Annotated in this window: 17 protein-coding genes and 4 pseudogenes; 7 read left to right on the forward strand and 14 right to left on the reverse strand. The window is 69.8% G+C overall.

All coding sequences use genetic code 11. The features are described 5' to 3' along the window. Positions 1 to 47 precede the first annotated feature (47 nt). The 4 genes from DRB89_RS11695 to DRB89_RS11710 all read right to left on the reverse strand — a co-directional run bounded on the left by DRB89_RS11695 (position 48) and on the right by DRB89_RS11710 (position 5,731). Entirely contained in the window at positions 48 to 3,059 is a 3,012-nt protein-coding gene (locus tag DRB89_RS11695) for an SMC family ATPase (protein WP_112463264.1), read from the reverse strand. After that, positions 3,056 to 4,228 carry an exonuclease SbcCD subunit D gene (locus DRB89_RS11700; RefSeq protein ID WP_112452746.1) on the reverse strand — a complete coding sequence of 391 codons (1,173 nt, stop codon included), beginning with the start codon at positions 4,226 to 4,228 and terminating at the stop codon, positions 3,056 to 3,058. Before DRB89_RS11700 ends, DRB89_RS11695 begins: the two co-directional genes overlap by 4 nt. Before the next feature lie 22 nt (positions 4,229 to 4,250). Next, positions 4,251 to 5,444 (reverse strand): site-specific integrase, encoded by a 1,194-nt coding sequence (locus DRB89_RS11705; protein ID WP_162688539.1) that lies wholly within the window; start codon positions 5,442 to 5,444, stop codon positions 4,251 to 4,253. Between the two features lie 65 nt (positions 5,445 to 5,509). After that, positions 5,510 to 5,731, reverse strand: a complete 222-nt coding sequence (locus DRB89_RS11710; RefSeq protein ID WP_343234822.1) for a helix-turn-helix domain-containing protein — start codon at positions 5,729 to 5,731, stop codon at positions 5,510 to 5,512. A gap of 361 nt (positions 5,732 to 6,092) precedes the next feature. Here DRB89_RS11710 and DRB89_RS46315 point away from each other — a divergent pair. After that, a pseudogene (locus DRB89_RS46315) lies at positions 6,093 to 6,212 on the forward strand (IS630 family transposase); the annotation flags it as partial. A gap of 604 nt (positions 6,213 to 6,816) precedes the next feature. Here DRB89_RS46315 and DRB89_RS42810 read toward each other — a convergent pair. From DRB89_RS42810 to DRB89_RS11725, 4 genes are all read right to left on the reverse strand, one after another. Then, a complete protein-coding gene (locus DRB89_RS42810) occupies positions 6,817 to 7,263 on the reverse strand; it encodes a hypothetical protein (protein WP_162688540.1) in 447 nt (148 codons plus the stop codon). A 320-nt stretch (positions 7,264 to 7,583) separates the two neighbouring features. Continuing rightward, positions 7,584 to 8,213: a phytase gene (locus DRB89_RS45935; RefSeq protein ID WP_275432073.1), complete on the reverse strand. Its 630-nt coding sequence runs from the start codon at positions 8,211 to 8,213 to the stop codon at positions 7,584 to 7,586. Continuing rightward, the gene (locus DRB89_RS45940) at positions 8,210 to 8,569 is read right to left on the reverse strand and encodes a phytase (RefSeq protein WP_275431890.1); all 360 of its coding nucleotides are present in this window, start codon (positions 8,567 to 8,569) and stop codon (positions 8,210 to 8,212) included. Before DRB89_RS45940 ends, DRB89_RS45935 begins: the two co-directional genes overlap by 4 nt. Next, positions 8,503 to 9,273 carry an alkaline phosphatase PhoX gene (locus DRB89_RS11725; protein WP_239516094.1) on the reverse strand — a complete coding sequence of 257 codons (771 nt, stop codon included), beginning with the start codon at positions 9,271 to 9,273 and terminating at the stop codon, positions 8,503 to 8,505. The genes DRB89_RS45940 and DRB89_RS11725 overlap by 67 nt, the downstream gene beginning before the upstream one ends. An 833-nt stretch (positions 9,274 to 10,106) precedes the next feature. Between DRB89_RS11725 and DRB89_RS11735 the strand changes: the two are divergent. After that, positions 10,107 to 10,229, forward strand: a pseudogene (locus DRB89_RS11735) (tRNA (adenosine(37)-N6)-threonylcarbamoyltransferase complex transferase subunit TsaD); the annotation flags it as partial. A gap of 56 nt (positions 10,230 to 10,285) precedes the next feature. On the opposite strand, the gene DRB89_RS11740 reads toward DRB89_RS11735, so the two are convergent. Both DRB89_RS11740 and DRB89_RS11745 read right to left on the reverse strand, forming a co-directional pair. Beyond that, entirely contained in the window at positions 10,286 to 11,446 is a 1,161-nt protein-coding gene (locus DRB89_RS11740) for an XRE family transcriptional regulator (RefSeq protein ID WP_112448207.1), read from the reverse strand. After that, positions 11,436 to 12,227, reverse strand: coding sequence for a hypothetical protein (locus DRB89_RS11745; protein WP_162688541.1), 792 nt, complete (start codon positions 12,225 to 12,227; stop codon positions 11,436 to 11,438). The genes DRB89_RS11740 and DRB89_RS11745 overlap by 11 nt, the downstream gene beginning before the upstream one ends. Positions 12,228 to 12,845: 618 nt before the next feature. Here DRB89_RS11745 and DRB89_RS11750 point away from each other — a divergent pair. From DRB89_RS11750 to DRB89_RS11760, 4 genes are all read left to right on the forward strand, one after another. After that, a complete protein-coding gene (locus DRB89_RS11750; protein WP_112448209.1) occupies positions 12,846 to 13,049 on the forward strand; it encodes a cold-shock protein in 204 nt (67 codons plus the stop codon). Positions 13,050 to 13,488: 439 nt separating this feature from the next. Next, positions 13,489 to 13,815, forward strand: coding sequence for a M24 family metallopeptidase (locus DRB89_RS11755; RefSeq protein WP_162688542.1), 327 nt, complete (start codon positions 13,489 to 13,491; stop codon positions 13,813 to 13,815). Between the two features lie 72 nt (positions 13,816 to 13,887). Continuing rightward, the gene (locus tag DRB89_RS45945; RefSeq protein WP_275431891.1) at positions 13,888 to 14,022 is read left to right on the forward strand and encodes a hypothetical protein; all 135 of its coding nucleotides are present in this window, start codon (positions 13,888 to 13,890) and stop codon (positions 14,020 to 14,022) included. 613 nt (positions 14,023 to 14,635) lie between these two features. Further along, positions 14,636 to 15,145 carry a hypothetical protein gene (locus tag DRB89_RS11760; protein WP_112448211.1) on the forward strand — a complete coding sequence of 170 codons (510 nt, stop codon included), beginning with the start codon at positions 14,636 to 14,638 and terminating at the stop codon, positions 15,143 to 15,145. Here DRB89_RS11760 and DRB89_RS11765 read toward each other — a convergent pair. The 3 genes from DRB89_RS11765 to DRB89_RS11775 all read right to left on the reverse strand — a co-directional run bounded on the left by DRB89_RS11765 (position 15,071) and on the right by DRB89_RS11775 (position 19,316). Beyond that, entirely contained in the window at positions 15,071 to 15,625 is a 555-nt protein-coding gene (locus DRB89_RS11765) for a molybdopterin-dependent oxidoreductase (RefSeq protein WP_112448212.1), read from the reverse strand. The genes DRB89_RS11760 and DRB89_RS11765 overlap by 75 nt on opposite strands. Positions 15,626 to 15,708: 83 nt before the next feature. Continuing rightward, on the reverse strand, positions 15,709 to 18,492 hold the full coding sequence (locus tag DRB89_RS11770) for a molybdopterin-dependent oxidoreductase (RefSeq protein ID WP_112448213.1): 2,784 nt from the start codon (positions 18,490 to 18,492) through the stop codon (positions 15,709 to 15,711). Then, positions 18,489 to 19,316, reverse strand: a complete 828-nt coding sequence (locus tag DRB89_RS11775) for an FAD binding domain-containing protein (protein ID WP_112448214.1) — start codon at positions 19,314 to 19,316, stop codon at positions 18,489 to 18,491. The genes DRB89_RS11770 and DRB89_RS11775 overlap by 4 nt, the downstream gene beginning before the upstream one ends. Positions 19,317 to 19,551: 235 nt before the next feature. On the opposite strand from DRB89_RS11775, the pseudogene DRB89_RS11780 reads away from it, so the two are divergent. Continuing rightward, positions 19,552 to 20,940 (forward strand): annotated as a pseudogene (locus tag DRB89_RS11780) (PucR family transcriptional regulator ligand-binding domain-containing protein); the annotation flags it as partial. Positions 20,941 to 21,007: 67 nt separating this feature from the next. On the opposite strand, the pseudogene DRB89_RS11785 reads toward DRB89_RS11780, so the two are convergent. Further along, positions 21,008 to 21,715: pseudogene (locus DRB89_RS11785) on the reverse strand (IS110 family transposase); the annotation flags it as partial. Between the last annotated feature and the right edge of the window lie 15 nt (positions 21,716 to 21,730).

The raw sequence follows: 21,730 nt of genomic DNA on the forward strand, positions 1-21,730 counted from the left end.
TCCGGGGAGGGCGTCCGGACCGTCCACCGCCCGTCGGCGCGAAGGCCTCAGCCCGTCCCGGCGGCCGCGCGGTGGCGCACGACCGAGCCGCCGCGCTGTTTGACGATCTCCAGCTGGGCCTGCACCCGGGTCCGCAGATCGGCGACGTGGCTCACGATGCCGACGCTGCGGTCGCGTTCGCGCAGCGAGTCCAGGACGTCGAGCACCTCGTCCAGCGCCTGGTCGTCCAGGCTGCCGAAGCCCTCGTCGATGAAGAGGGTGTCGAGCCGCATGCCGCCCGCCTCGTCGGTGACCACGTCGGCCAGGCCCAGCGCGAGCGCGAGCGAGGCGAAGAAGGTCTCGCCGCCGGACAGGGTGGAGGTGTCCCGCTCGCTGCCCGTCCAGGCGTCGACCACGTGCAGGCCGAGCCCGGAACGGCCGCGTCCGCTCGCCTTGGCGTCGGAGTGGACCAGGGTGTAGCGGCCGCCCGACATCCGCAGGAGCCGCACCGTCGCGGCGGCGGCGACCTGCTCCAGCCGGGCCGCCAGCACGTACGCCTCCAGCCGCATCTTGCGCTCGTTGTCGGCGGAGGTGCCCGCGGTGAGCCCGGCGAGACGGGCCACCCGGTCGTAGGCCTCGCGCAGCGGGCCCAGGGCGCGCAGTTCCTGCTCGGCCTGCCGGGAGAGCCCGTCGAGGTCCTTGCACCGCACCCGGGCCGCGTCCACGGCGGATCCCGCGGTACGCAGCTTCGCGGCGGCCCGGGCGGCGTACGCCTCGGCCTCCTCCGGCGCGGCCGGGGGCCGGGCCGCCGCGGCGGCGGTGTCGCCCTCGCCGAGGCGGTCGGCCAGCATGGCCTCCTCCGCCTGCCAGGCGTCAGCCCGGCGCTGGAGCGCGGTGCGCTCGTACTCCGGGAGGACGGCGTCGGCCGCTTCCTCCGTGGTGTCGAAGCCGGCCTTGAAGGCGGCGTCGGCCAGCTGGTCGTCGGCCTCCTTCAGCCGGGCCGCGGTGGTTTCGGCCCTCCGCAGCGAGGCTGCGGCGGCGGTGACCATGCGGACCCGGTCCTCGAGCACCCCGGCCCGGGCCGCGACACTGGGCGCGTCCGCCCGTACCAGGGCCAGCTCCGCCTCCAGCGCGGCCTGTTCCCGGTCGAGGCCCTCCCGGCGGGAGGCCCGCGCGCCGGCCCGGACCTCCGCCTCCAGCCGGTCGGAGCTGCGCACGGCGTGCTCCCGCTCGGCGCGGGCGAGCCGCTCGCGGGCGGTGTGCAGTCCGGCGGCCGCGGCGTGGGCCTCGGCGTGGCGGGAGCTCAGCTCGGAGGTGAGGTCCAGCAGTTCGGCGGTGGTGGCCTCGCCCGCGGCGGCAGCGGCCTCGGCGCGGGCCTCCCGGACGGCGGCCAGTCTGCGCTCGACGCCGGCCCTGCGCTCCTCGGCCCCCTCGAAGCGGGCGTGCGCCGCGTCCTCGGCGGCCCGGTCGACGTGGCCGGGTGCGGGGCGGGCGGGAGCGGGGTGCTCCGCGGCCCCGCACACCGTGCACGGCTCGCCCTCGACCAGGGCCGCGGCCAGCTCGGCGGCGATCCCGCGCAGCCGGGTCTCCTTGAGCTCCAGCCAGCGCTCCCGGGCCGAGGTCGACTCCTCGCGGGCGGTGAGCAGTTCGCCCGAGGCCCGCTCGGCGTCGGCGTCCAGGGCGTCGCGCCGCCGGGCGGCGTTCAGGTGCATCCGGGCGGGTTCGAGCTTGCCGGCGAGCTGCTCGGCCAGCGTCGCGGCCTGCTGGGCGGCGTCCGCGCGCCCGGCCAGCGCGGCCCGGGTGGCCTCCCAGCGGCCGAGCCACTCGGCGGTCTCCTGCTGCTGCTCCTCGGCGGCCCGCGACTCCCTTTCCAGGTCGGCCCGTTCGCGGCCGATCTCGGCGCTGCGCTGCTCGGCGCGGCGGGCGGCCCCGAGGGCTCCGAGGTCTTCGCGCAGCCGCTGCTCGACGGCGGCCAGCTGCTCGGCGCCGGCCTCGGCGAGCTGCGGCGGCAGCTCCGCGCGGGCCACGGACTCGGCATGCGCGGCGGCCATGTGGGCGCCGGCCGCGGCTCCGCGCAGTTCCAGGGCGGGGGCGACGAGGGCTCCGCGCCGGGCCCGGTCGAGCAGGGCGCGCACCCGCTCGCGCTCCGGGGCGGCCTCGGCGAGCAGGGCCGAGCGGCGGGCGGTCTCGGCGTGCCGGCGCTGCAGCCGGTCGAGCTCCCGCGCGTCCTCGGCGGCCCGCCGGGCCGCGGCGTACCGCCCCTCGACGGCGGCGAGGGCGTACTCGGCGACGGTGAGCCGCTCCCGGGCGGAGCAGCGCGCGACGGCGGCCCAGGCGCGGATCGCACCGGCGAGCCCGGGGTCGCCCGGCTGGTGCCGGGGCAGCGGCCAGGCCCGCAGGTCGGCCGCGGTCCCGGCGGCCTGCGCGAGGCGCTGGGCGGTGTGCAGCACCCGCTCGTCACCGGCGCGGACCTTGGCCTCGGCGCTGCGGCGCCGGTCGCCGAGCAGGGTCTCGACGGCGGCGAAGCGGCGGGTGTCGAAGAGCCGGCCCAGCAGCCGGCCCCGCGCCACCTCGTCGGCCCGCAGGAAGCGCGCGAACTCCCCCTGGGGCAACAGCACGACCTGGCAGAACTGCTCGCGGCTCATGCCGAGCAGCTGCTCGATCTCCTCGGCGATCTCCTGGTGGGAACGGCTCAGCGCGCGCCAGTGTTCCCCGTCGTACTCGCGCAGCCAGCTCTGCGCCTTGTCCTTCGTGGTGCCGGCGCCGCGCTTCTTGGGCCGGTCCTGCTCGGGGCGCCGGGTGATCTCCAGGCGCCGCCCGCCCGCGGTGAGTTCGAGGGTGACCTCGGTCGGGGTGTCAGCGGCCGCGTGGTCGCTGCGCAGGCTGGTGCCGGGGGCCTGGCGGGAGCCGGGGACCGAGCCGTAGAGGGCGTAGCAGACGGCGTCCAGGACGGAGGTCTTGCCCGCGCCGGTGGGGCCGTGCAGCAGGAAGATCCCGGCGCCGGAGAGGCCGTCGAAGTCGATCTCCTGCGGTTCGGCGAAGGGGCCGAAGGCGGTGATCCGCAGCCGGTGCAGCCTCATCGGTGGGTCTCCTGCCGGCCGTCGTCCACCCGGACGTCCTCGAAGGCGCCCTGGAGCACGGCCCGTTCGGCTTCGTCCGCGAAACCGCCGCCGCCGCGCACGTGGGTGACGAAGTCCTCCGCGATCTCCTGGTCGCTGCGGCCCTTGAGGCGCTGCGCGTAGCTGCCCGCCCCGTCCTGCGCGCGGCCCTCGGGGTCGAAGGCGAGGCTGAGGGTGTGCGGGAAGCGGGCGGCGAGCCGGGCCATGGGGTCCTCGGGCCGGACGGGGTCGGTGAGGGTGGCCTCCAGCCAGCAGTCCTCGTACCGGGCGTACGCGCTCTCGGAGAGCAGCTCCTCCAGCGGCCCCCGGACCCGGGCGAGGCCGCGGGGCACGGGGGTGTCGACGCGTTCGGCGCCGGCGATCTCCCCTTCCGGTCCCAGTTCTACGAGCCACATGGTCTTGCGGTGGTCGGTCTCGGAGAAGGAGTAGGCGAGCGGGGAACCGGAGTAGCGGACCCGTTCGTTGATCGTCTGGCAGCCGTGGAGGTGGCCGAGGGCGGCGTAGTCGACCCCGTCGAAGACGGAGGCCGGCACGGCCTCGACCCCGCCGACGGCGATGTCGCGCTCGCTGTCGCTGGCCTGCCCGCCGGTCACGAAGGCGTGGGCGAGGACGATCGAGCGGGTTCCGGGAGCACGGCCGGCCAGGTCGGCCCGGATCCGGTCCATGGCCGCGCCCAGGACCGCCTCGTGGCTCACCTTGCCGGCGCCGAAGTCGTCCTTGACCAGTGCGGGCTCCAGGTACGGCAGCCCGTACAGCGCCACGTCACCGTGTACGTCGGCCAGCACCACGGGGTCGGCGCACCCGGCGGGGTCGGTCCTGAGGTGGATCCCGGCGCGGCCGATCAGCCCGGCCCCGACCCCGAGGCGGCGCGCGGAGTCGTGGTTCCCGGAGATCATCACGGTGGGCACGCCGAGGTCGGCGAGCCGGTGCAGGGCCTGGTCGTACAGGGCGACGGCGGGCAGCGGGGGCACGGCCCGGTCGTAGATGTCACCGGCGACGAGGACGGCGTCGACCTCGTGCTCGCGGACGGTCTCCACGAGGTGGTCGATGAAGGCGGCCTGGGCGCCGAGCAGGTTCACGCGGTGGAAGGACCGCCCCAGGTGCCAGTCGGAGGTGTGCAGAATCCTCAAGATATCGCTCCGACCTGCACGTTTACCGTTCCTCCGCCTCCGAAACCAGCACCGAACCAGCACGGGCGCCGTGGTCAGCACCAACCACGCTAACGCCAGTCAGCACCTGATCCATCACAGACCTCAGTCTGCCACCGGCGTCCGGGGTCAGGTGACCATAGATGTCAGCGGTGATCTGGATCGTGGCGTGCCCCAACCATCGGGAAACCTCCAGCAGCGACACGCGGCCGGCGATGGCGCTGCTGGCAAAGAAATGCCGCAGTGTGTGGGCCGTCCAGGATTCATCGCCGAAGCCAGCCTTCTTGACCGCATTCCGGAAGTCGATCCGGTAGTTCGAATCCAGCACCTCGCCACCCTGATGGGTGTGCATGAGATAGCCGTCGCGACCGAGGCCGTGCTTGTCTACATGCCGCCTTACAGCATCCAAGACAGAGGGAGGAACAGGCACATCGCGCCACTCGCCCTCTTCACGAGCCTTCAGCGGCGACAGCTCGGCTACATATACACCGGCCCGCTGAAGTCTCACGAACTGACGACGGAGCCTAACTGTCCCCCCCTCGAAATCCGCATGCCGCAGGGCCAAGACTTCACCAATTCGCAGACCGCAACCCGCCATCAGCCAGATGGAGATTGCCCAGTCTGGGCGGATCTCCCCCGCAACGGACATGACCGCCTTGCCATCCGGAAGAGATTTCTCGTCAACCCGCTTGGTCTTAACCTTCGGTAGCGCGGCACGAGCCACTGGCGATTCAGGTATTCGCTTTTCGTTAACTGCGGAGTTGAATAGCGACCGCAGCGGAACCATCATCGAATGATAGACAGTTCTACGCGAGAGACCCCGCTCAACCATGGCAGTACACATAATTTCAACATCGCGGGCCGTGACGCTAATCAACGACTTCGAGCCAAGATGAGGAATCAGGTGGAGTCTGAAGAATCGGGCATAATTCTGCTTGGTGGTATCTTTAATTGCTCGGCGCGCCAACCAATCGACCGCATACACACTGACGAGGATCTTCCCGGCATCGGGATCCAGATAAACATGTTCACGCTTGTCATTCTCGACCTTCACACCGTAATCTGCCGCCTCCCGCTTAGAAGGAAGGGTCTTCTCCCGCTGCCGCCCCGTTCGACCTCCCGGCTCCCGGTATCGAACGGTCCAGGAATGCCCAAACCGCACCTTTTCGCATGGGAAATTATGGTTCTTCTCATCCACCTTGCATTTTTGGAACACCGCCGCCAAAACCTTGCCCCCTGTCCACCTGTGGCCCACACAGCTATTTAGCCATACCGCGAATCGAGATAAGCCACGATATCGCGCTCTCGAAACCGGAGCAGGCGCCCGACCTTTTGCGCTTCAATTCCCCAGGTTCGATATTTGTTCTTGACTGTTACCTCGCTCACTTTTAGCCATCCGGCAACCTCTGCAGGCGTGAGGAGTCGATTACTTCCTCCCGGCACTCCATCTCCAATATTCCGGGCAGCCACAATATCCACCATCATTCATCCGAGTGCCGGAGATATGCTGCACCCAAGGGTCCATGCAACTCGCCGAACCGCCATCGAGCGATGGGAGACAAGCCTCGCCACGTCGAACATGGCGCATGGATCCAACAGCAGCTGTGGGCAACCAGTCGGGTTCATGCATCCGCATGGCTCCACCGCCAAGCACAGCCACTGCGAACAGATCCAATGATCCGGAAAATCTGGGATTTACGAATTCACGGATCGAGTGATATTGATCCGAAACGCTTTGAGTTCAGGCTCGTTGACGGTGTGTGAGTGATCTGGTGGGGGATGCGCGGGCCTGGTCGCCGGATGCGCAGGAGGCCGCGCGGTTGCTGGCGGTGTCCGCGCTGGTGGACTCGCCGCCGAAACCCGCAGATTCTTCCACAGACGCCAGCGTCAACCACACATCGTCCGCGGCTACTTCGGCGGCCCGCACGTCCGCTACGTCCTGAACGAGAACCCTTTGAGTTTCTGATCAATATGAGCGTGAAGCGCCCCGCATTGGCTGCCAAACGTCTGAGAACCGGCCGGTGCTGGGCCGGCGGTAGGTCAATGGCGACGCTGGCCGCGATGGGGATAGCGGCGGCCGGGGATTGAGCGGGCGCTGGTTGCTGCCCCTCAGTCAGGGAGCGCCCGGCCGGAACGCAGAGTTCAGCAGAGTGGGGCACCTGGGGTGCTTCGCCTGTGAATTCGGCGGTCCGGTGGTGGGGTGGCGCGAGCGTCTCGCTGTGAGAGTGTCCGGCTGCCTGAGGATGGACCACGCAGATAATGGAAGTGATCGTCACCGCGGTGAGAATGCAGACGGCCAGCGCGCTCCGCATTCGACCATTTGCAGCGCAGAGAATCTTGAGAGGGTGGAACGGCACAGTTCCTCCGTGCGGTGCCCCTTCTCGTTAACTCCGAAGAAGGAAGCAGACAGAGATCGATCAGGTCGGGGAGGTGCCGTCGACAGTCCCGTTCAGATTTATGAACCGTATGGGTGCGGGGGGTCCGATTCCACCGGACGCACCGAAGATGGCGGCTGATTTCAGCCACAGAGTTCAACGGGGTGTCGACCAGCTTGAGGAGAGACCCAAGACCTAGATCCGCAGGACCGCCGGCCCTCTTGAGGCCGCCGAGGACGGAGAGTTCGCCCGGTTGCCGGTCGCAGGGGACTGGTGCGAGACCTGACCGCAGCACATGCCATCACCGAGAACATCCGAACAGGCAATCTGCGCGGCAGCACCCTGTTGTGACTGTCCAGGCATGCACTGCTCGGCCGGATGTTCCGACGATTCTGCGGCGACTTCATTCACCACTGCAGGGGACTGGACCGCAGCCTGCGAAATCTCGACGGTATCGGCAGGTGCATGGCTGGAATTCGATACTGCCATGGACGGGCCGGTGGAGTGGTGCGGAGAATTCTCGGCGCTGACGCCGTGTGAGTACACCAGGCCGAGCATCAGCAGGGTCAGCCAAAGGGCGCGCAGCGGACCAGTGGACACCTGGGTCCGCAGAACACCGATGGGTGACCGCGCCGTAATCATGCCGTGATCGTAGCCGATTCCGCAGCCCCGACTGCAACTGCCCTCTGAGTGGGGCGAGTCAGCGAAGGCGTGCGAGGGTGAGGCGTGACGCGAACCGGCCGAAGAGGGGCAGGATTCCGGCCGAATAGCTACCGCGAAGGGGCCGGCTACCCTCTCGGAGCCGACTTCGATCCGTGCGTTCCGTGAGAGGGCAGAAGTCTGGGTGATGGGCATGCCTGGGTCGGATGGCCTGGCGCGTGCGATTGGGGCCAACGGCCATTGAGAACATGGCAGGGGCCCGAGCCGCGCGTACGCTGCCCGGGCCGGCGGATCATCGGTGCTCAGGCGAAGTGCGCGGTGATGCGCTGGAGCGGGACGAACTTGAAGTTCTGGTTACCGCTGCTGCCCGGGGTGCCGTTGGAGCCGTCCTGGCAGATGAAGACGCCCTGGGGGAAGGCCGGGCCGAGGTTGGCGGCGGTTGCGTCGATGCCGTCGGTGTCCTCGCAGTCGTCGGCCGCGGTGCCGTTGGCGACGGAGAAGCGGCCGACGTAGGCGCGGGTGGTGCGGTCGTAGACGGTGAAGTCGTCGCTGCCCTGGGAGGAGACGTAGATGCGGTTGCCGGCGGCGGCGATGCCCTCCGCGTCGGCGGTGATGTGGCCGCCGGCCCCGGTCGAGTCGAGCTTGGTGCGCAAGGTGCCGGCGGTGGGTTCGGCGCCGTACACCCAGACGCCGACGTCCTCCTCGCCGAGGTAGAGCTTGCCGGTGGTCTCGTCGGCGTAGCAGCCCTCGACGGCGGATCCCGCGTCCCACAGGCGTACAGAGGTCGCGGTCACGGAGTCGCCGTTCACGGCCAGCTCCCACTGCTCGACGCGGCCTGAGGTGGAGTTGGGGAAGGCGTACAGCTTCCCGGAGGCCGGGGAGGTATAGAGGCAGATGCCGTGGGCGGTGACCTCGGTGGGTACGTCCTTCAGGCGCTTGAGCTGCCGGGTCGCCGGGTCGCCGGGTCGATGCGGTAGATGTGCATGGCGCCGTTGCCGCCGGCGGCCTCGTCGTCCGCGGAGACGACGATGTTGCCGCGCAGGTCGACGTTGTTGCCGTAGTCGCCGGCGATCCGCTGGATCCTGGTGCCGGACAGGTCGTAGACCTCCAGTGCGCCCTTCTTGTCCGTGGCGACGACCACGGACTTGGCGGGGTCGGTCGGGTGGACCCAGCTCGCCGGGTCGTCGGCGGCGTCCCCACTGTGCGAGACCGGCGCGGTCTCTACGCTCGCGGTGACGGAGACGGAGGCCGCGTGCGCGGGCGCGGCCGGTATGGCCAGGGCAGCCAACGCGACAGCGGGAAGGGCGGCCGTACGGACAGAAACGGCGAAGGACACCGGGTTTCCCTTCCATTGCGAATGCTGGACAGGGGGAGGGTAGGGAAGTGTTGCGAGCGTGGTGTGAACGGGAGTTGAACCGGCTGCGGCCGACCGCCCGGGCCGCGTGAACGCGGCCTGGCGAGGATTCGGTGCCGGTTCTTCCACACGGTGGCGACTGACGGGCGCGGGATGCCGCCCGGGCCGTCGGGCCAGTGGGAGGCGAGGTTCTCGGTGGTGGAGCCGTCGGCCTCGCCGGGGTGCTGGGCGGTGATGAGGATGCGGTCGCCCGTGACGATCGGGCCGCCGGTCTCGGCGGCCTTGGGGACGGTGAGGAACTGCTTGACGTGACCCCGCTCCGGGCCCTTGACCGGGACGGCGAAGAGGCCGTCGTTGGAGCCGAGGGCACCGCCGTCGGTGGCGAGCCACAGGTTGCCGTGCTCGTCGAAGGCAATGGTGTCCGGGCCGGAGATGGCGCTGACCTGGGACTTGTCGTAGCCCGCGAAGTACGCCGAGGGGCCGGCGGGGCTGCCACAGACCAGCATCAGGCGCCCGCGGAAGGTCTTGGCGGCGGCGTCAGAGCGGTGCTCGTCGAGCTCCAGGATGTGGCCGTGCTTGTTGCCCTTGCAGGGGTTGCCCTCGTCCGGGCCGGCCTTGCCGGTGGCACCGCGTCGCACTCCTCGCTGTGCTCTCCGTTGCGGCCACCTGCTTCGCCCTGGCGGTGTCAGGGGAAGGCCCCACCCGACCGCTCTCCAGGCCGGTCCCGAGCAGCAGACCGGCGTCACGTCTACGCACATAGCGCCCACAATGCACGTCGCTTATGTCGCGAGGCCACCTCTGCAAGGCCCTGACCTGCGGTTATCTTCCACCTGTTCTCGCTGGATCTGATTCTTGTGACCCACCACGTGGAGTGCGTGGCGATCCTTGAACCGGTCGCGAAGGGCCTCTCGCATCAGGTTGTGACCCTGCTGCGAGAGGCACCCATTTTCGCGTTGGGCGACCAAGCCGGCCTGTATGTGACCCGCGCTCTGACCTTCCCTCTCCGAACACTCTCTATGACCTGCGTGCACGAGCCGGGCGTGCCGCTGTGGCCGAGGTGCTTCGGCGTAGTAAGAATTGACCTCCAATTTCCGGGGTGATCTGAGGTGACTGGTGGATCAGGGGGCGCCATGCGTTAGCGTGGCAAGCGTTGATGGCGAGCCCCCGTGCTGGTTCGTGCTGACTTAGACAAGCGGTCCGATCAGTTCGGGAGCGGAATACCTGGATGGCACCGGCTTCAGGCCGCACATCTTCCGGACTGGAATTGTGTAGTCGGTGAACATGCCCGGGGTGCCGAGGAGCCCGTGTGCGATTGAATTTCGGGCGGCGTAGGGGAGAATTGGTCGTCCCACGCCTTCGGTTCTTCGCATGCCGGCGAGCGGATCTCACGGGGGCCTCGCGGCGGGTCAGGTGCAGGTTCGCCGATGCAGTTGGCTGTTGTGGGCGGGCCCTGTCTTGCGAAGCGTAAGCACGCGATCCGATCCTGCACCTCGGGGACACCGTGGACGATGCGGCCGGGGAGTGCTTCGACACGGTCGCGCGGGTTTTCGGCCTGCCCTATCCGGGCGGACCGGCGATCGACAGGGCGGCGCGAGGCCTGCTGCCGCCTGGCCGCGCGGTGGATTCAGAGGTGTCTCCGACTGGTGGGTGTCAAACGATGCGCAGAACCGGCCTGCTGTCGGGTGAGCCCAGGAGCCGGCGGACATGGGCGGGGTGCCACCCCAACTCATCGGCCAGGCGAGGGATGGTGAGGCCCTTCTCGCGTTCAGCGAGTTCGTATGCCTGTGTCAGCAGAGCGGGCTGTTCACCGGGGAAGCCATCGACCGGCTCCGCGGTGAAGCCGGGCTGGCCGTCGAGCGCGCGCAGCCGCTGATACCCGCGGCTCGCGGTGGCGTCGGAGATCATGCCCAGCTCGCGGCAGCGGTAGATGAGCGAGTCGACGCTGACCCCCCAGACCCGGCGGATCTCGGTGAGCTGAGTCAGGTCGAGGCGCCGAGGGAGTAGCGGTGCGATGCCGGCCGCCGGGGTCAGGAATTCCGCGGCGAAGGCATCGGCCTCGCGTTCTTGCCTGCTGTCGCCCGTGGCGTCACTGTGCAGGACGAGGTGACCCAGCTCGTGTGCTGCGGTGAAGCGGTGGCGGTACACGTCGTCGGTGCGGTTGTGCGTGAGGATCGCCACCGGACGGGCCGAGCGGGAGGAGAAGGCGTCGACGGTGCGAGCCGCCTCGTCCGCGGCCGGCAGGACCACCACGATGCCGTGGGCTTCCATGCGGCTGACCAAATGGGTCACCGGTCCGTCTCCGAGGTTCCAGCGCTTCCGCAACTCGCGCGCGGCCGCTGCCGGATCGCGAGGCAGATCGATCCCGGGGTGGACCTCCCCGCCTGCGAAGCCCGGGAGGTCGACGGGCGGGAGCTGGACCCTCTTCTCCAGTGCGTACGTCAGCTCCCACACCTGCTCGGCGAACGCGAGGGCGCGTTCACGCTGCGCCTTGGGCGTGCTCCGCAAGGCCCGGAAGTACGCCATGGAGGCATCGAGCCGGTTGCTGGGCCGGCCGGCGATGAAGAAGGGCAGCGGCACGTCGAGCGCGGCGGCGAGCCGCGGGAGGAGATCCGGGCGGGGCTTGGCCACGCCCGTCTCGTACTGACCCACTGCCGCGGGCGTCACGCCGAGGTGCTCTGCCACGTCCTTCTTCGTCATTCCCGCGAGGCGCCTGGCCTGAGTCAGGCGTACCGGGTCGAAGGCGTCGTAGACGGCGCGCGGACTCACACCGCGCTCTGCAATGCCGGGCAGCAGGGGCTGGTCAGTCTTCATCGTCCTCGTGGGCAAGTGGTTCGATCGGGTCCGGCTCGGTCATGGGCGGAACATCCCGCTTTTCCTCCACGTCCGGCCGCGCGAACAGGATCGGCACGGGCTGGTCGCCCGCGTCGAAGCTGACGTGCTCCGGCGCCGCGACCTGCTGTGGAACAGCGCTGAGCCTACGCCGGGTCGGCGTCGCAGGCAGGGGCAGGGGTTCGGGTGCGACGACCCAGTCGAGACTGCCCTGATCGTCGAGGAGGGAGGCCACGCCCCAGTACGGCTTGAGCAGGCCATGGGGGTTACAGGCGTACGGGACCAGCACCAGACGGGTGCCTTCGGGGAGGGCCGCCAGTTTGGGTCGCACCTCGACAGGGCCGTGGCCGAGATCCGCGTCGTCGAAGAGCGCGGCCTGGCGGGGCTCGGGGGCGAAGGTGAACAGCTCGCGGACGAACGGGCCAACGGAGGGCAGTTTCGCCTGGTGGACGCTGATGTCCTCGGTCGCGAAGCGGAACGGGTAGAGCAGCCCACGCTCGAGGTGGACGAGGTTGAAGGGGAAGCCGTTCGGCTTGAAGACTGTCGCCCCTTCGACGTCCTCGAACTGACGGGCCACCTGGCGGTACGAACCGGGCCAACGGGTCCAGCCGTAGGGGTGGTTGCTCTCGACATCGCCCTCGTGTTGAGCGGCGCGAGCGTTCTCCTGCATGTCGACGAGCGCTTGGCCGAGACGGTCGCGTACGAGGTCGACCCGGTCCTTGCCGAACAGGTCTACAGTCCAAGGAGGTTGTGCGTGGTTCACGTTCACCGGTCCTTCCCGATGAAGCACTTCCGAATGAAGCACAAGAACACGCTCGCTACTTTAGTTTGTCTCCACTATTTTGCACAACGTGATCCGCCCCTGCGGTGTCCAGGACCACCGCGGCCACGCTCAGAACGCTCAGGAGACCGCCTTGCTCGGAGGGAACCACTCTCGCTGGGCCGGGCTGGGCCCGGAACGCCTCGGACGCGACCATGACCGGACCTCCTTCACCCACTGAGGCGGGACTCGGACCCGGTGCTCCAGCCCCTCACTCGCCCGTGTCGGCGCTCCTCCCATCCTTCTCCCGCCCCGCCCGGGCGGGGCGGTGCCTCCGTCAGCGGCTGCCTGGCGGGCAGGCCCCCAGGGCTGCGGCGTGTGGGCCGCCGCCCGGCGGAGGCGGCACGTCGAGAGCGGCTGGGTTCACGGCGCGGGCTGATCTCGTGGTGCGAACAGGACCGTCCGTGTAGCGTCAGCGCCAGCTGTCATGGTTCCGAAGTACCGGTCGCCCGTGAGCGCACGTTCACGGGCGACTTTGCTGTTCACAGTCTCTGAGGACCAGGGCGATCACCTCCGGCTCCCGTACGGTGCGGGACCGATTTCGAGTCCCTTGGAGGACACATGGCCAGCGGAACCGTGAAGTGGTTCAACTCGGAAAAGGGCTTCGGCTTCATCGAGCAGGAGGGCGGCGGCCCGGACGTCTTCGCCCACTACTCGAACATCGCCAGCTCCGGCTTCCGTGAACTTCAGGAAGGTCAGAAGGTGAACTTCGACGTTACTCAGGGCCAGAAGGGCCCCCAGGCGGAGAACATCACCCCCGCCTGAGCCTTCCCTTGTCCTAACGGCGTGCTGCTGTGTCAGTGGCGTTGCCGGATGAAAGCCCGGCCGGCCCGGTTTTGCGGGCCGGGCTCTTGTAATGCACCCATGAGTCGGTTCCGGTCGCTGGACGGGAGCCTCTGGCGGGGGACGGCCGACGTCCATCGCCGCGCAGTCACGTAACACTGCGGGGTACATCAGCGAGTGCGAGAGGCACGCCACAGGTGGCGGTTCATAGGTATCGCCAGGTCGGGGTCTCGTTCCGGGGGCGGGAACTGGTGGGACGACCACTGCCCTTCGGGGAGCGAGGGTGTGGACTGCTGATGGCTCTTCGCCGTCCCAGCGCGCTGCAGGTCGGTTCCGCCTCGTCGGCCGATGCGGGTGAGGGTTCCAGTCGCACGTGGTCGTGCGCCTTCGCTGGCAGATCGGCAGGAAGAGGTACGGCGTGATGGTGGCACCCGACCGGATGGACATGCGTCTGCGGTCCCTGCGGCTGGTGGAAGTGCAGCGGATGGCGATGGTCCGCTCCGGGCCACACACCGTGCTTTCGTCCAGCCAGGAACCGCCGGACCGCGTGATCGGCGAGGACGACATCGTCGTGGTGGATCTCGGTCCGCTCCTCGCCGGGCACGAGACGGATTTCGCTCGTACCGTCGTCCTCGGTGACGACCCGGGCAGGCATCAGCTCGTCGAAGACCTGGCCAGGGTGGGCGTGGCAGCCCGTGAGGCGTTCCTCAGGGATGACGGCATCACCGGCAGGCAGCTCCACGCCTAGGTGCGGGCCCTGGCCGCCAAGTCGAGCTGGGCGCTGGGTACTTGGTAGACCGGCCGCATGTGCGGTCAGGCCTTGGCCATCGGCTCCTCCGGTCTACAATCTGATTCCTTCGTCGGCCCAGACGCCCACTGGATTCTGGAGGTCCGGCTGGTCGACGAGTACCGCGGCTTCGGTGGTTCGTTCAAGCAGCTCCTTGACCTGGTCTGACCCCGCCGTCATCGCGCGACGGTGAGGGTGCGAGGCCGGGCACCTGGTACGGTGCGCAGCCCGCTGTGTGACGGCGGATGGTCAAGCGGTGTGGCGACCTCGGTTGTTGCGGTCCGGGCAGTGGAGGAGCTGCGCGATAGCCGGCCCCCAGCGCAGCTTGGTCACGGTCGACCCCGCACCGCGGGCCACGTGAGGCCGCCCCTGAGGGAGACGGCAGCCACTTGGGCGGGTCGTGGACCGCCTTGCTGCGCGCTGAGCCTACGCCGCCTTCCTTCTCCGCCGCCGGCCACATCCAGGCCCCAACTGGGTGCTGGGAGAAGTCCAACTCCCGGGCGGCGGCCCGACCTGTGGTCGATGCGCCGCGAACCGCGCCGCCCGGCCGACGCCTGAGCGACGGCCGGTCGGGGAAAGGGTCTGCCTCTTTCCTGGCCGTCGCCCACCGCAACCGCATCGAGAAGTAGGGGGAGTTCGGCCGGACGTCGCCGGAAAGTACCCGACGCCCTCTGGCGGACGCGCGTAGACCTGCGGCAGCATCTCCCTTGCTCGATCGGCACCTCCGTTCCGCCTGCACCGCCGTCCCAACCGTCACGGTCATCAGCAGGAGGCCCTTCCGATGAAACTCCGCTCCGTCCTCACCGCCCTCGCCGTCGTCCTCGGCGCGCTCTTCGCCCCCGGAGTCGGCGTCCTGGGCGGCGCCACCGAAGCCAGTGCGGCCACCAAGGTCAGCCACGCCACCGCGACCTCCATGTTCCGCAACTCCGGTATCACCTGGTCCTCGTCCGGCGGCTGCTCGAACCGCAACAACCCGAGCTGCACGTCCTTCGAGCAGCTCAACCTCGCGACCGCGCAGGGCGCACAGACTCTCAAGGGCGCCAGCGGCTGCGGCCTGAACGTCACCGGTGGCACCGAGGTCGGGCACGCGGGCGGCACCTACTCGCACTGGAACGGCTACAAGCTGGACTTCGGCAAGACCTCCTGCCTGGGCAACTACGTCAAGAACACCTTCACCTACATCGGCGTGCGCGGCGATGGCGCCCCGCAGTGGAAGTCAGGGGCCGGCAACGTCTACGCGGACGAGGGCAACCACTGGGACGTGACCTTCTACAACTGCGGCGGCTGCTGAAGCCGCCGCCGCGACGCCGACTGGCGCGAGGCGTGCCCTAGCTAGGCTCGGCGGTGACAGTGCGCCGAACCACACGTGGGTGACGGCGCTGACGTAGCGCGCCCCGCACCGGTCCGAGGGCACCACCAGCTGCGCGCCCGCCTCGTCGAGGTTCTCCCCGTCGAGACGGGTGGCCAGCAGGACCGGGGCGCCGCCGAAGTCGGCGTCCAGTTCGGCCCAGGACAGGACGGTGTGGTGTCCGTCCCCGCCGCTGATCGCGAGCAGGAAGCGGCTTCGGTCCTTTCTCCGCCGGGCGTCGAACGCCGGTCCCGCGTCCGTGACCACGTCGCGCAGCAAGGGGCCCTCGAACACGTGGTGTTGGGGGCCGTTCGTCGCGCAGTCGAAGGTGACCTCGGCCCGGTGCTGTGTCCAGTCCCGCAGGTCCGCGACGCTCAGGGTCGCCGGGTGGTCCAGGTCTCCGTGCAGCATGAGTTTGGTCATGCGTAGGTCATGCCCGGGGTCGTTCGTTCCGGAACCTCATCTGCAAGTTTGAGTGCTTGATGCAACCTGCAGGTGTGGCATATTTATTCGTTCCTACCTTGCATCTTCTGGTGAATCTTCTGCCAGACGATGTCGCGTGTCACCGGCAACTCGGTGAAGCGGATCCCGGTCGCGTCGCGCAGGGCGTTGGCGAAGGCGGGGGCCACCGGGTTGAAGGGGCTCTCGGACATGGACTTGGCGCCGAGCGGGCCGATGGCGTCGGAGGTCTCCATGAAGTGGACCTCGGTGCGCGGGACGTCCGCGTACTGCGGGAGCCGGTAGCGGCGGAACGCGGCCGTGGTGACCTCCCCGCGCCCGTCCACCCGTACGGTCTCGAAGAGGGTGGCGCCCAGGGCCTGGGCGACCCCGCCCTCCACCTGCCCGCGGCACTGCATCGGGTTCATGACCTTGCCCGCGTCGGCCGCGTGGACGGAGCGGAGGATCTTCATCTCGCCGGTGTCCGGGTCGACGGCGATCCGGAACCACTGGGCGTTGAAGGCCACCGAGCGCGGGGAGCCGCCCCAGTGGCCGTCGGCGGCGATCTCCTCCAGCTTGCCCGTGTCGTACGCGGCCTCGTACAGCTCCTTGAGGGTGAGGACCCGGCCGGCGCAGTCGAAGGCCTCGGCCTGAAGCGTGCACAGGTGCCGGGCGATGCCCGTGTGGCGGGCCGCGAAGGTCTGGAGCCGCTCCGCGAGGGATCCCGCCGCCAGCATCACGGCCTTGCCCGCCACCACCGTGCCGGCCGAGCCGAAGGCGCCGGTGTCGTGGCGCACGACGTCGGTGTCGGACTGGCGGACGGCGATGCGGTCGACGGTGGTGTTCAGGGCTCCGGCGGTGATCTGCTTGTGGACGGTGGTGGTGCCGTTGCCGAACTCGGCCGTGCCGACCGCGATGTCGTACGTCCCGTCGCGCAGCAGGCTGACCCGGGCGTCGGCGTAGTGGCCGCCGGGAGGTCCGGTCGCGATCATGGCGACCGCCGTGCCCGTACCGGTGAGCCAGCCCTCGGGAACGTCCTGGTGGCTGCGGTCCTCGGCGATGGCCTTGCGGACGACGTCCATGCACTGCTTCATGCCGTACGAGGCGATGAAGAGGTCCTCCTCGTGGCCGATCGGGGTCACCATCGGGTCTCCGGGGCCGATGACGTTCTTCTCGCGCAGGGCGAGCGGGTCCATGCCGAGCCGGACGGCCAGCTCGTCCATCACCGATTCGAGGGCGAAGAGGACCTGGCCCAGGCCGTAGCCGCGGAAGGCTCCCGCCGGTACGCCGTTGGTGTAGACGGAGTACGCCTCCACCTGCTTGTTCGGCGCCTTGTAGACGGCGAAGGACTCGCCGACGCTGTGGAACATCACGGCCGGGCCGTGGTTTCCGTAGGCGCCGGTGTTGGAGACCACGCGGATGCGCAGCGCGGTGAGGGTGCCGTCGGCCTTGGCGCCGATCTTGATGGTGATCTTGAAGGGGTGGCGGGTGGTGGCCCCGTAGAACTGCTCGGCCCGGGTGAATTCGAGTTTCACCGGGCGCCGCAGCTTCAGGGCGGCGAGGACCACGATGTCCTCGGTGAGCATCTCCTGCTTGCCGCCGAACCCGCCGCCCACGCGGCCCGCGACGACGCGGACCTCGTCCTCGTTCAGGTCGTAGAGGGCGCACAGCGCACGCCGGGTCAGGAACGGCGCCTGGGTGGAGGAGCGGACGGTGATGCGCTCGCCCGGGGAGCCGTCCTCCTTTGGCTCGAAGTACGCGACGCTGCCGTGGGTCTCCAGGCTGGCGTGCTGCACGCGCTGGGTCTGGAAGGTCTCCTCGTAGACCACGTCCGCCTGCGCGTAGCCCTCCTCCATGTTCCCGAGGGTGTTGTGGATCTCGCCGCACACGTTGTTCTCGGCGCGGAAGATGCCCGACTCGGGTCCCTTGGGGTGGATGACGGGGGCGCCCGGCAGCATGGCCTCCTCCGGGTCGATCACGTACGGGAGTTCCTCGTACGTGACGACCACGCGGCGGCAGCCCTCCTCAGCCGCCTGTTCGCTGTCGGCGACCACGGCCGCCACGCGCTGGCCGACGAAGCGGACCACGTCGTCCAGGACGCGGGTGTCCATCGGGTCTTCGGTGGGGTGCTCGTGACGGGCGCTCGAATACAGCCGGTCGGGGGCGTCGTGGTGGGTGAACACGGCGTGCACGCCGGGGACCTGGAGGGCGTCGGTGGTGTCGATGGAGACGATGCGGGCGTGCGGGTGCGGGGAGCGCAGCAGCTTCATGTGGAGCAGGCCGGGGACTTCGACGTCGAAGGTGTAGCGGGCGGTTCCGGTGACGACCTGCGGGCCGGCGGGGGCGCCCAGGGACTTGCCGACGGCCTGGCCCGCTTCGGGGGTTTCGGTGTGCTTCACGCCGCGTACGGCGTCCTCGATGGCGCGGTATCCCGTGCAGCGGCAGATGTTGCCCTTGAAGGCGCGGGGGAGGTCGTCCAGCTTGCCGTCGTCGTGGGCGGTGCCCTGCTCGGCCTGGAGCGCGGCCGTGGTCATCAGGAAGCCAGCGGTGCAGAAGCCGCACTGGAAGCCCTGGGCGTCGAGGAACTTCTGCTGGACGGGGTGCAGCTCGCCGCCGGGAGAGCACAGGCCCTCGACGGTGGTGACGGCGCGGCCCTCGGCCCGGACCGCAGGGTAGAGGCAGCTGTGGACCGGCTGCCCGTCCACGTGGACCGTGCAGGCGCCGCAGTCCCCCTGGTCGCAGCCCTTCTTCACGCCGAACCAGCCGTGCTCGCGCAGGTAAGTGCGCAGGCACTGGCCGGAGCGGGGCTCGTCCTCGAAGCGCTGCTTGTTGATCTCGATCTCGTAGCTCATCGGGAGACCTCCTCGGCCGTGAGTTCGCGGCGGATCTCCTCCGCCAGGCGCAGCGCCATGTGCCGTCGCCAGGCGGGCAGTCCGTGGATGTCGTCGTACCACTCGTCGGGCCGGACGGTGTCGTCGATCGCCCGGCGCAGCTCGGCCGCCGTGGGCGGCAGCGCGAACCAGAAGCGGAAGGGGCGGGTGGTGGCGGCCGAGACCGTGACGGCGAGGGAGCCGTCCTGGGGGTCGTGGGCGCCGATGACGAGGGCGCCGGAGCGGCCGAGACCGTAGAGGGAGGCCTGCCGGAAGGCCGTACGGGAGTCCAGTGCGCGGGCGGGCAGCCGCACCGAGCGCAGCAGCTCGCCGTCGCGCAGGTCCTTGACGCCGGCTCCGCGGATGAAGTCGGTGACGGGCAGGCGGCGGGTGGCGCCGTCCTGGCCCTGGAGGAGGACGGTGCCGTCGAGGGCGGCGGTGAGGGAGATCACCGGGCCGGCAGGGAGGCCGTTGCAGAGATTGCCGCCGACGGTCGCCATGTTCCAGATCTTGAAGCTGGCGAGAAAGGCCCGGCAGCACTGTTCGAAGAGCGGCGCGGCCGTGGCGGGCAGGGTCCGGCCGAAGCGGGACAGCTCGGTGATCGTGCAGGTGGCGGCGATGTCCACGGAGCCGTCGGGCTGCCACGACAGGGGCGGCCAGCCCATCCGGGAGAGGTCGACGAGACGGCGGATGTGCGGCTGCGGCTCGGAGAAGAGGTACGTGCCGCCGCCGAGCCAGGCGTCACCCGGACGCCAGGGCTCCCGGCGGCGCGCGTCACGCACGTCGAGCACCGTGTTGAGATCCAATTCCAGCCACCAGCCTTTCTCGTCCGACGGCGAAGAACCGCGGCTACCCGCCAGTGAAGCAACGCGACGCGGTCGAAACGACTGGTCCCCGCCACGGAATCGCACAGCGTCGCGGCCCACGGTTCTGGACGATCAACCAAGAGGCTAACTGGCCGCTTGCGCTTGCATTTACGATGGCCATCCTCGTATTCACCTAGCGAATGTGGGGCACCGCCCACCGCAAGGAGTCCCTGCCATGCACGTCCTCGACCTGCTCCAGTCCGAGAATCTCGGCCTCACCCTGCTCTGGGGAGAGGAACCACTTCTCGGCCAGGACATCAGCGGGGTCACCGCCACTGACCTGGAGGACCCGGGGCGCTTCCTGGGGCCCGGGGAACTCGTCCTCAGTGGACTGGTGTGGTGGTCGCAGGGCGATCCGGCGAAGGCGGACCGCTTCGTGGCCGCCCTCGCGGAAGCCGGGGCCACCGCCCTGCTGGCCGGCGAGGAGACCCACGGCCGGGTCCCCGACGAGCTCGTCGCCGCCTGCCGCGCCCACCGGGTGCCCATCGCGGCCGTGCCCGCGACCACCAGCTTCCGGGCCGTGACCGAGGCCGTGTACCTGCGCCAGTGGGGCGACCTCAGCCGCCGCCCCACCCGGACCTTCGCACTCCCCGAGAACGTGCGCGCCGAACTGAGCCGGCTCCTGGAGAGCGGGGCCGGCCCCGCCGAACTGCTCGACCGGGCCTGCGCCCACCTGGGCCGGGTGAGCGGCTACCTGCTCACCGCCAGCGGCCGCACGGTCGCCCGCACCCCGTCCGCCCCCGAGCTGCCCGCCGGGCGGGCGGTGTCCGCCCCCGCGCGGGGCGGGGTCTGGCTGCGGATCGAGGCCGAGAGCACTCCGTACGATGCCTGGCACCTGCACCTCCCCGACCCGGACGCGGCCCCTCCGCGCGTGCTCCACGAGATCGCCGAGATCCTCGCCCAGTACCGCGACGGGCAGACCCGCCGAGCCGCCGCCGTCCGGGTCGCGAGCGAGGAGCTGTTCGCACTGCTGGAGGGGGAGGGCTCAATCGACCTCGGGGCGCTGGAGGAGGCCCTCGTCGCTGCCGGACTGCCGCCGGGTGGCCCGTACCGCGTCGTCGCGTCCACCTCCGGCGACGCCCTGGCCGAGGCGCTGGCGCACCTCGAAGGGATCCCGCACGCAGTGGGCGGGACGGCTGCCGTGCTGTCCGAGGCCCCGAGCGCGGAGGCGGACCCGACGGCTCAGCTCCGCTCGGTGTGGCCGCTGCTCCTAGCGTGCGGGGCCTCGGAGGCGGACCTGCGCCTGGGCGTCGGCGCGCAGGCCGCCGGAGCCGAGGAGCTGCGCGTGTCACTGAGCCAGGCCCGGTACGCGCTGAGGGCGGCGGATATGTCGGTTCCGGTGCGCGGGGTCGAGCAGCTGGACACCCTCTCGGAACTGCTGGCAGGGGTTCCGCCCGAGGTGCGAAGGGTGTTCGCGGCCCGGATCCTGGGGGCCTTGGGGGACGGGATGCTGCGCGAGACCCTGGAGGTCTTCCTGGCCAACAACTGCTCGTGGACGCGCACGGCGGAAGCCCTGCACCTGCACGTGAACACCGTCCACTACCGGATCGACAGGGTCGAGGTGCTCACGGGCCGGGACCTCACCCGCCTCGACCACAAGGTCGACCTGTACGCGGCGCTGCGCTGCGGTTACCCGTGCCGGGAACGATGACGGTCTGCTCGTCGAGAGCGTCGAAGACCTCATCGATCAGCCGGACGGCCATCCGCGGCGCCTTCGGTCGGATGAGTTCGACGAGTCTGCGGCGGCCGGCTTTCCGCAAAGCGGCCGGGGATCCGTGGCGTTCGAGGAGCCAGGTGACTGCGGGGTGGTCCAGCCGGGGCCCGAGCACGCGCTCCAGCGACGGGTGGAACTGGGTCAGCAGGCCGCGTATCCGGTTGCTGGTGCGGGTGGCCTCGGCGGCGAGGTCCAGGTCGAAACCGGTCAGCACCGTGAGCTCGGCGGTGATCTCGTCGGTCAGCTCCAGCGACCGCAGGATATGCGGCATGGTCCGGGCCGCGTCCGCGATCACCGCCGCGTCCTTCGCGTCGGTCTTCGCCTCTCCCGGGTAGAGGTCGGCGATCCGTCGCATCGCGAGTCCGGGCAGGTAGGCGACCTCGCAGCCCGCGTCGCGGGCGATGGCCAGCGGCAGAGCCCCGATCGAGGCTGGCTGGTCCACGATCACCAGCACGGTGCCGAACTTGGCCTTGAGCTTGTCGAAGACGGCCCGCAGTTTCGGTTCGCTGTTGGGCATCGGCTTGTCGAAGACCTTCTTGCCCGCCGGGGTCAGCCCATGGCCGTGGTGAGCTGTCTTGCCGACGTCCATGCCCAGGAAGACGCCCACATTGCGGGTGTCTAACATCGCACCTCTCCAGGG

Source organism: Streptomyces sp. ICC4, assembly GCF_003287915.1.
Classification (GTDB): Bacteria; Actinomycetota; Actinomycetes; order Streptomycetales; family Streptomycetaceae; genus Streptomyces; species Streptomyces tritrimontium.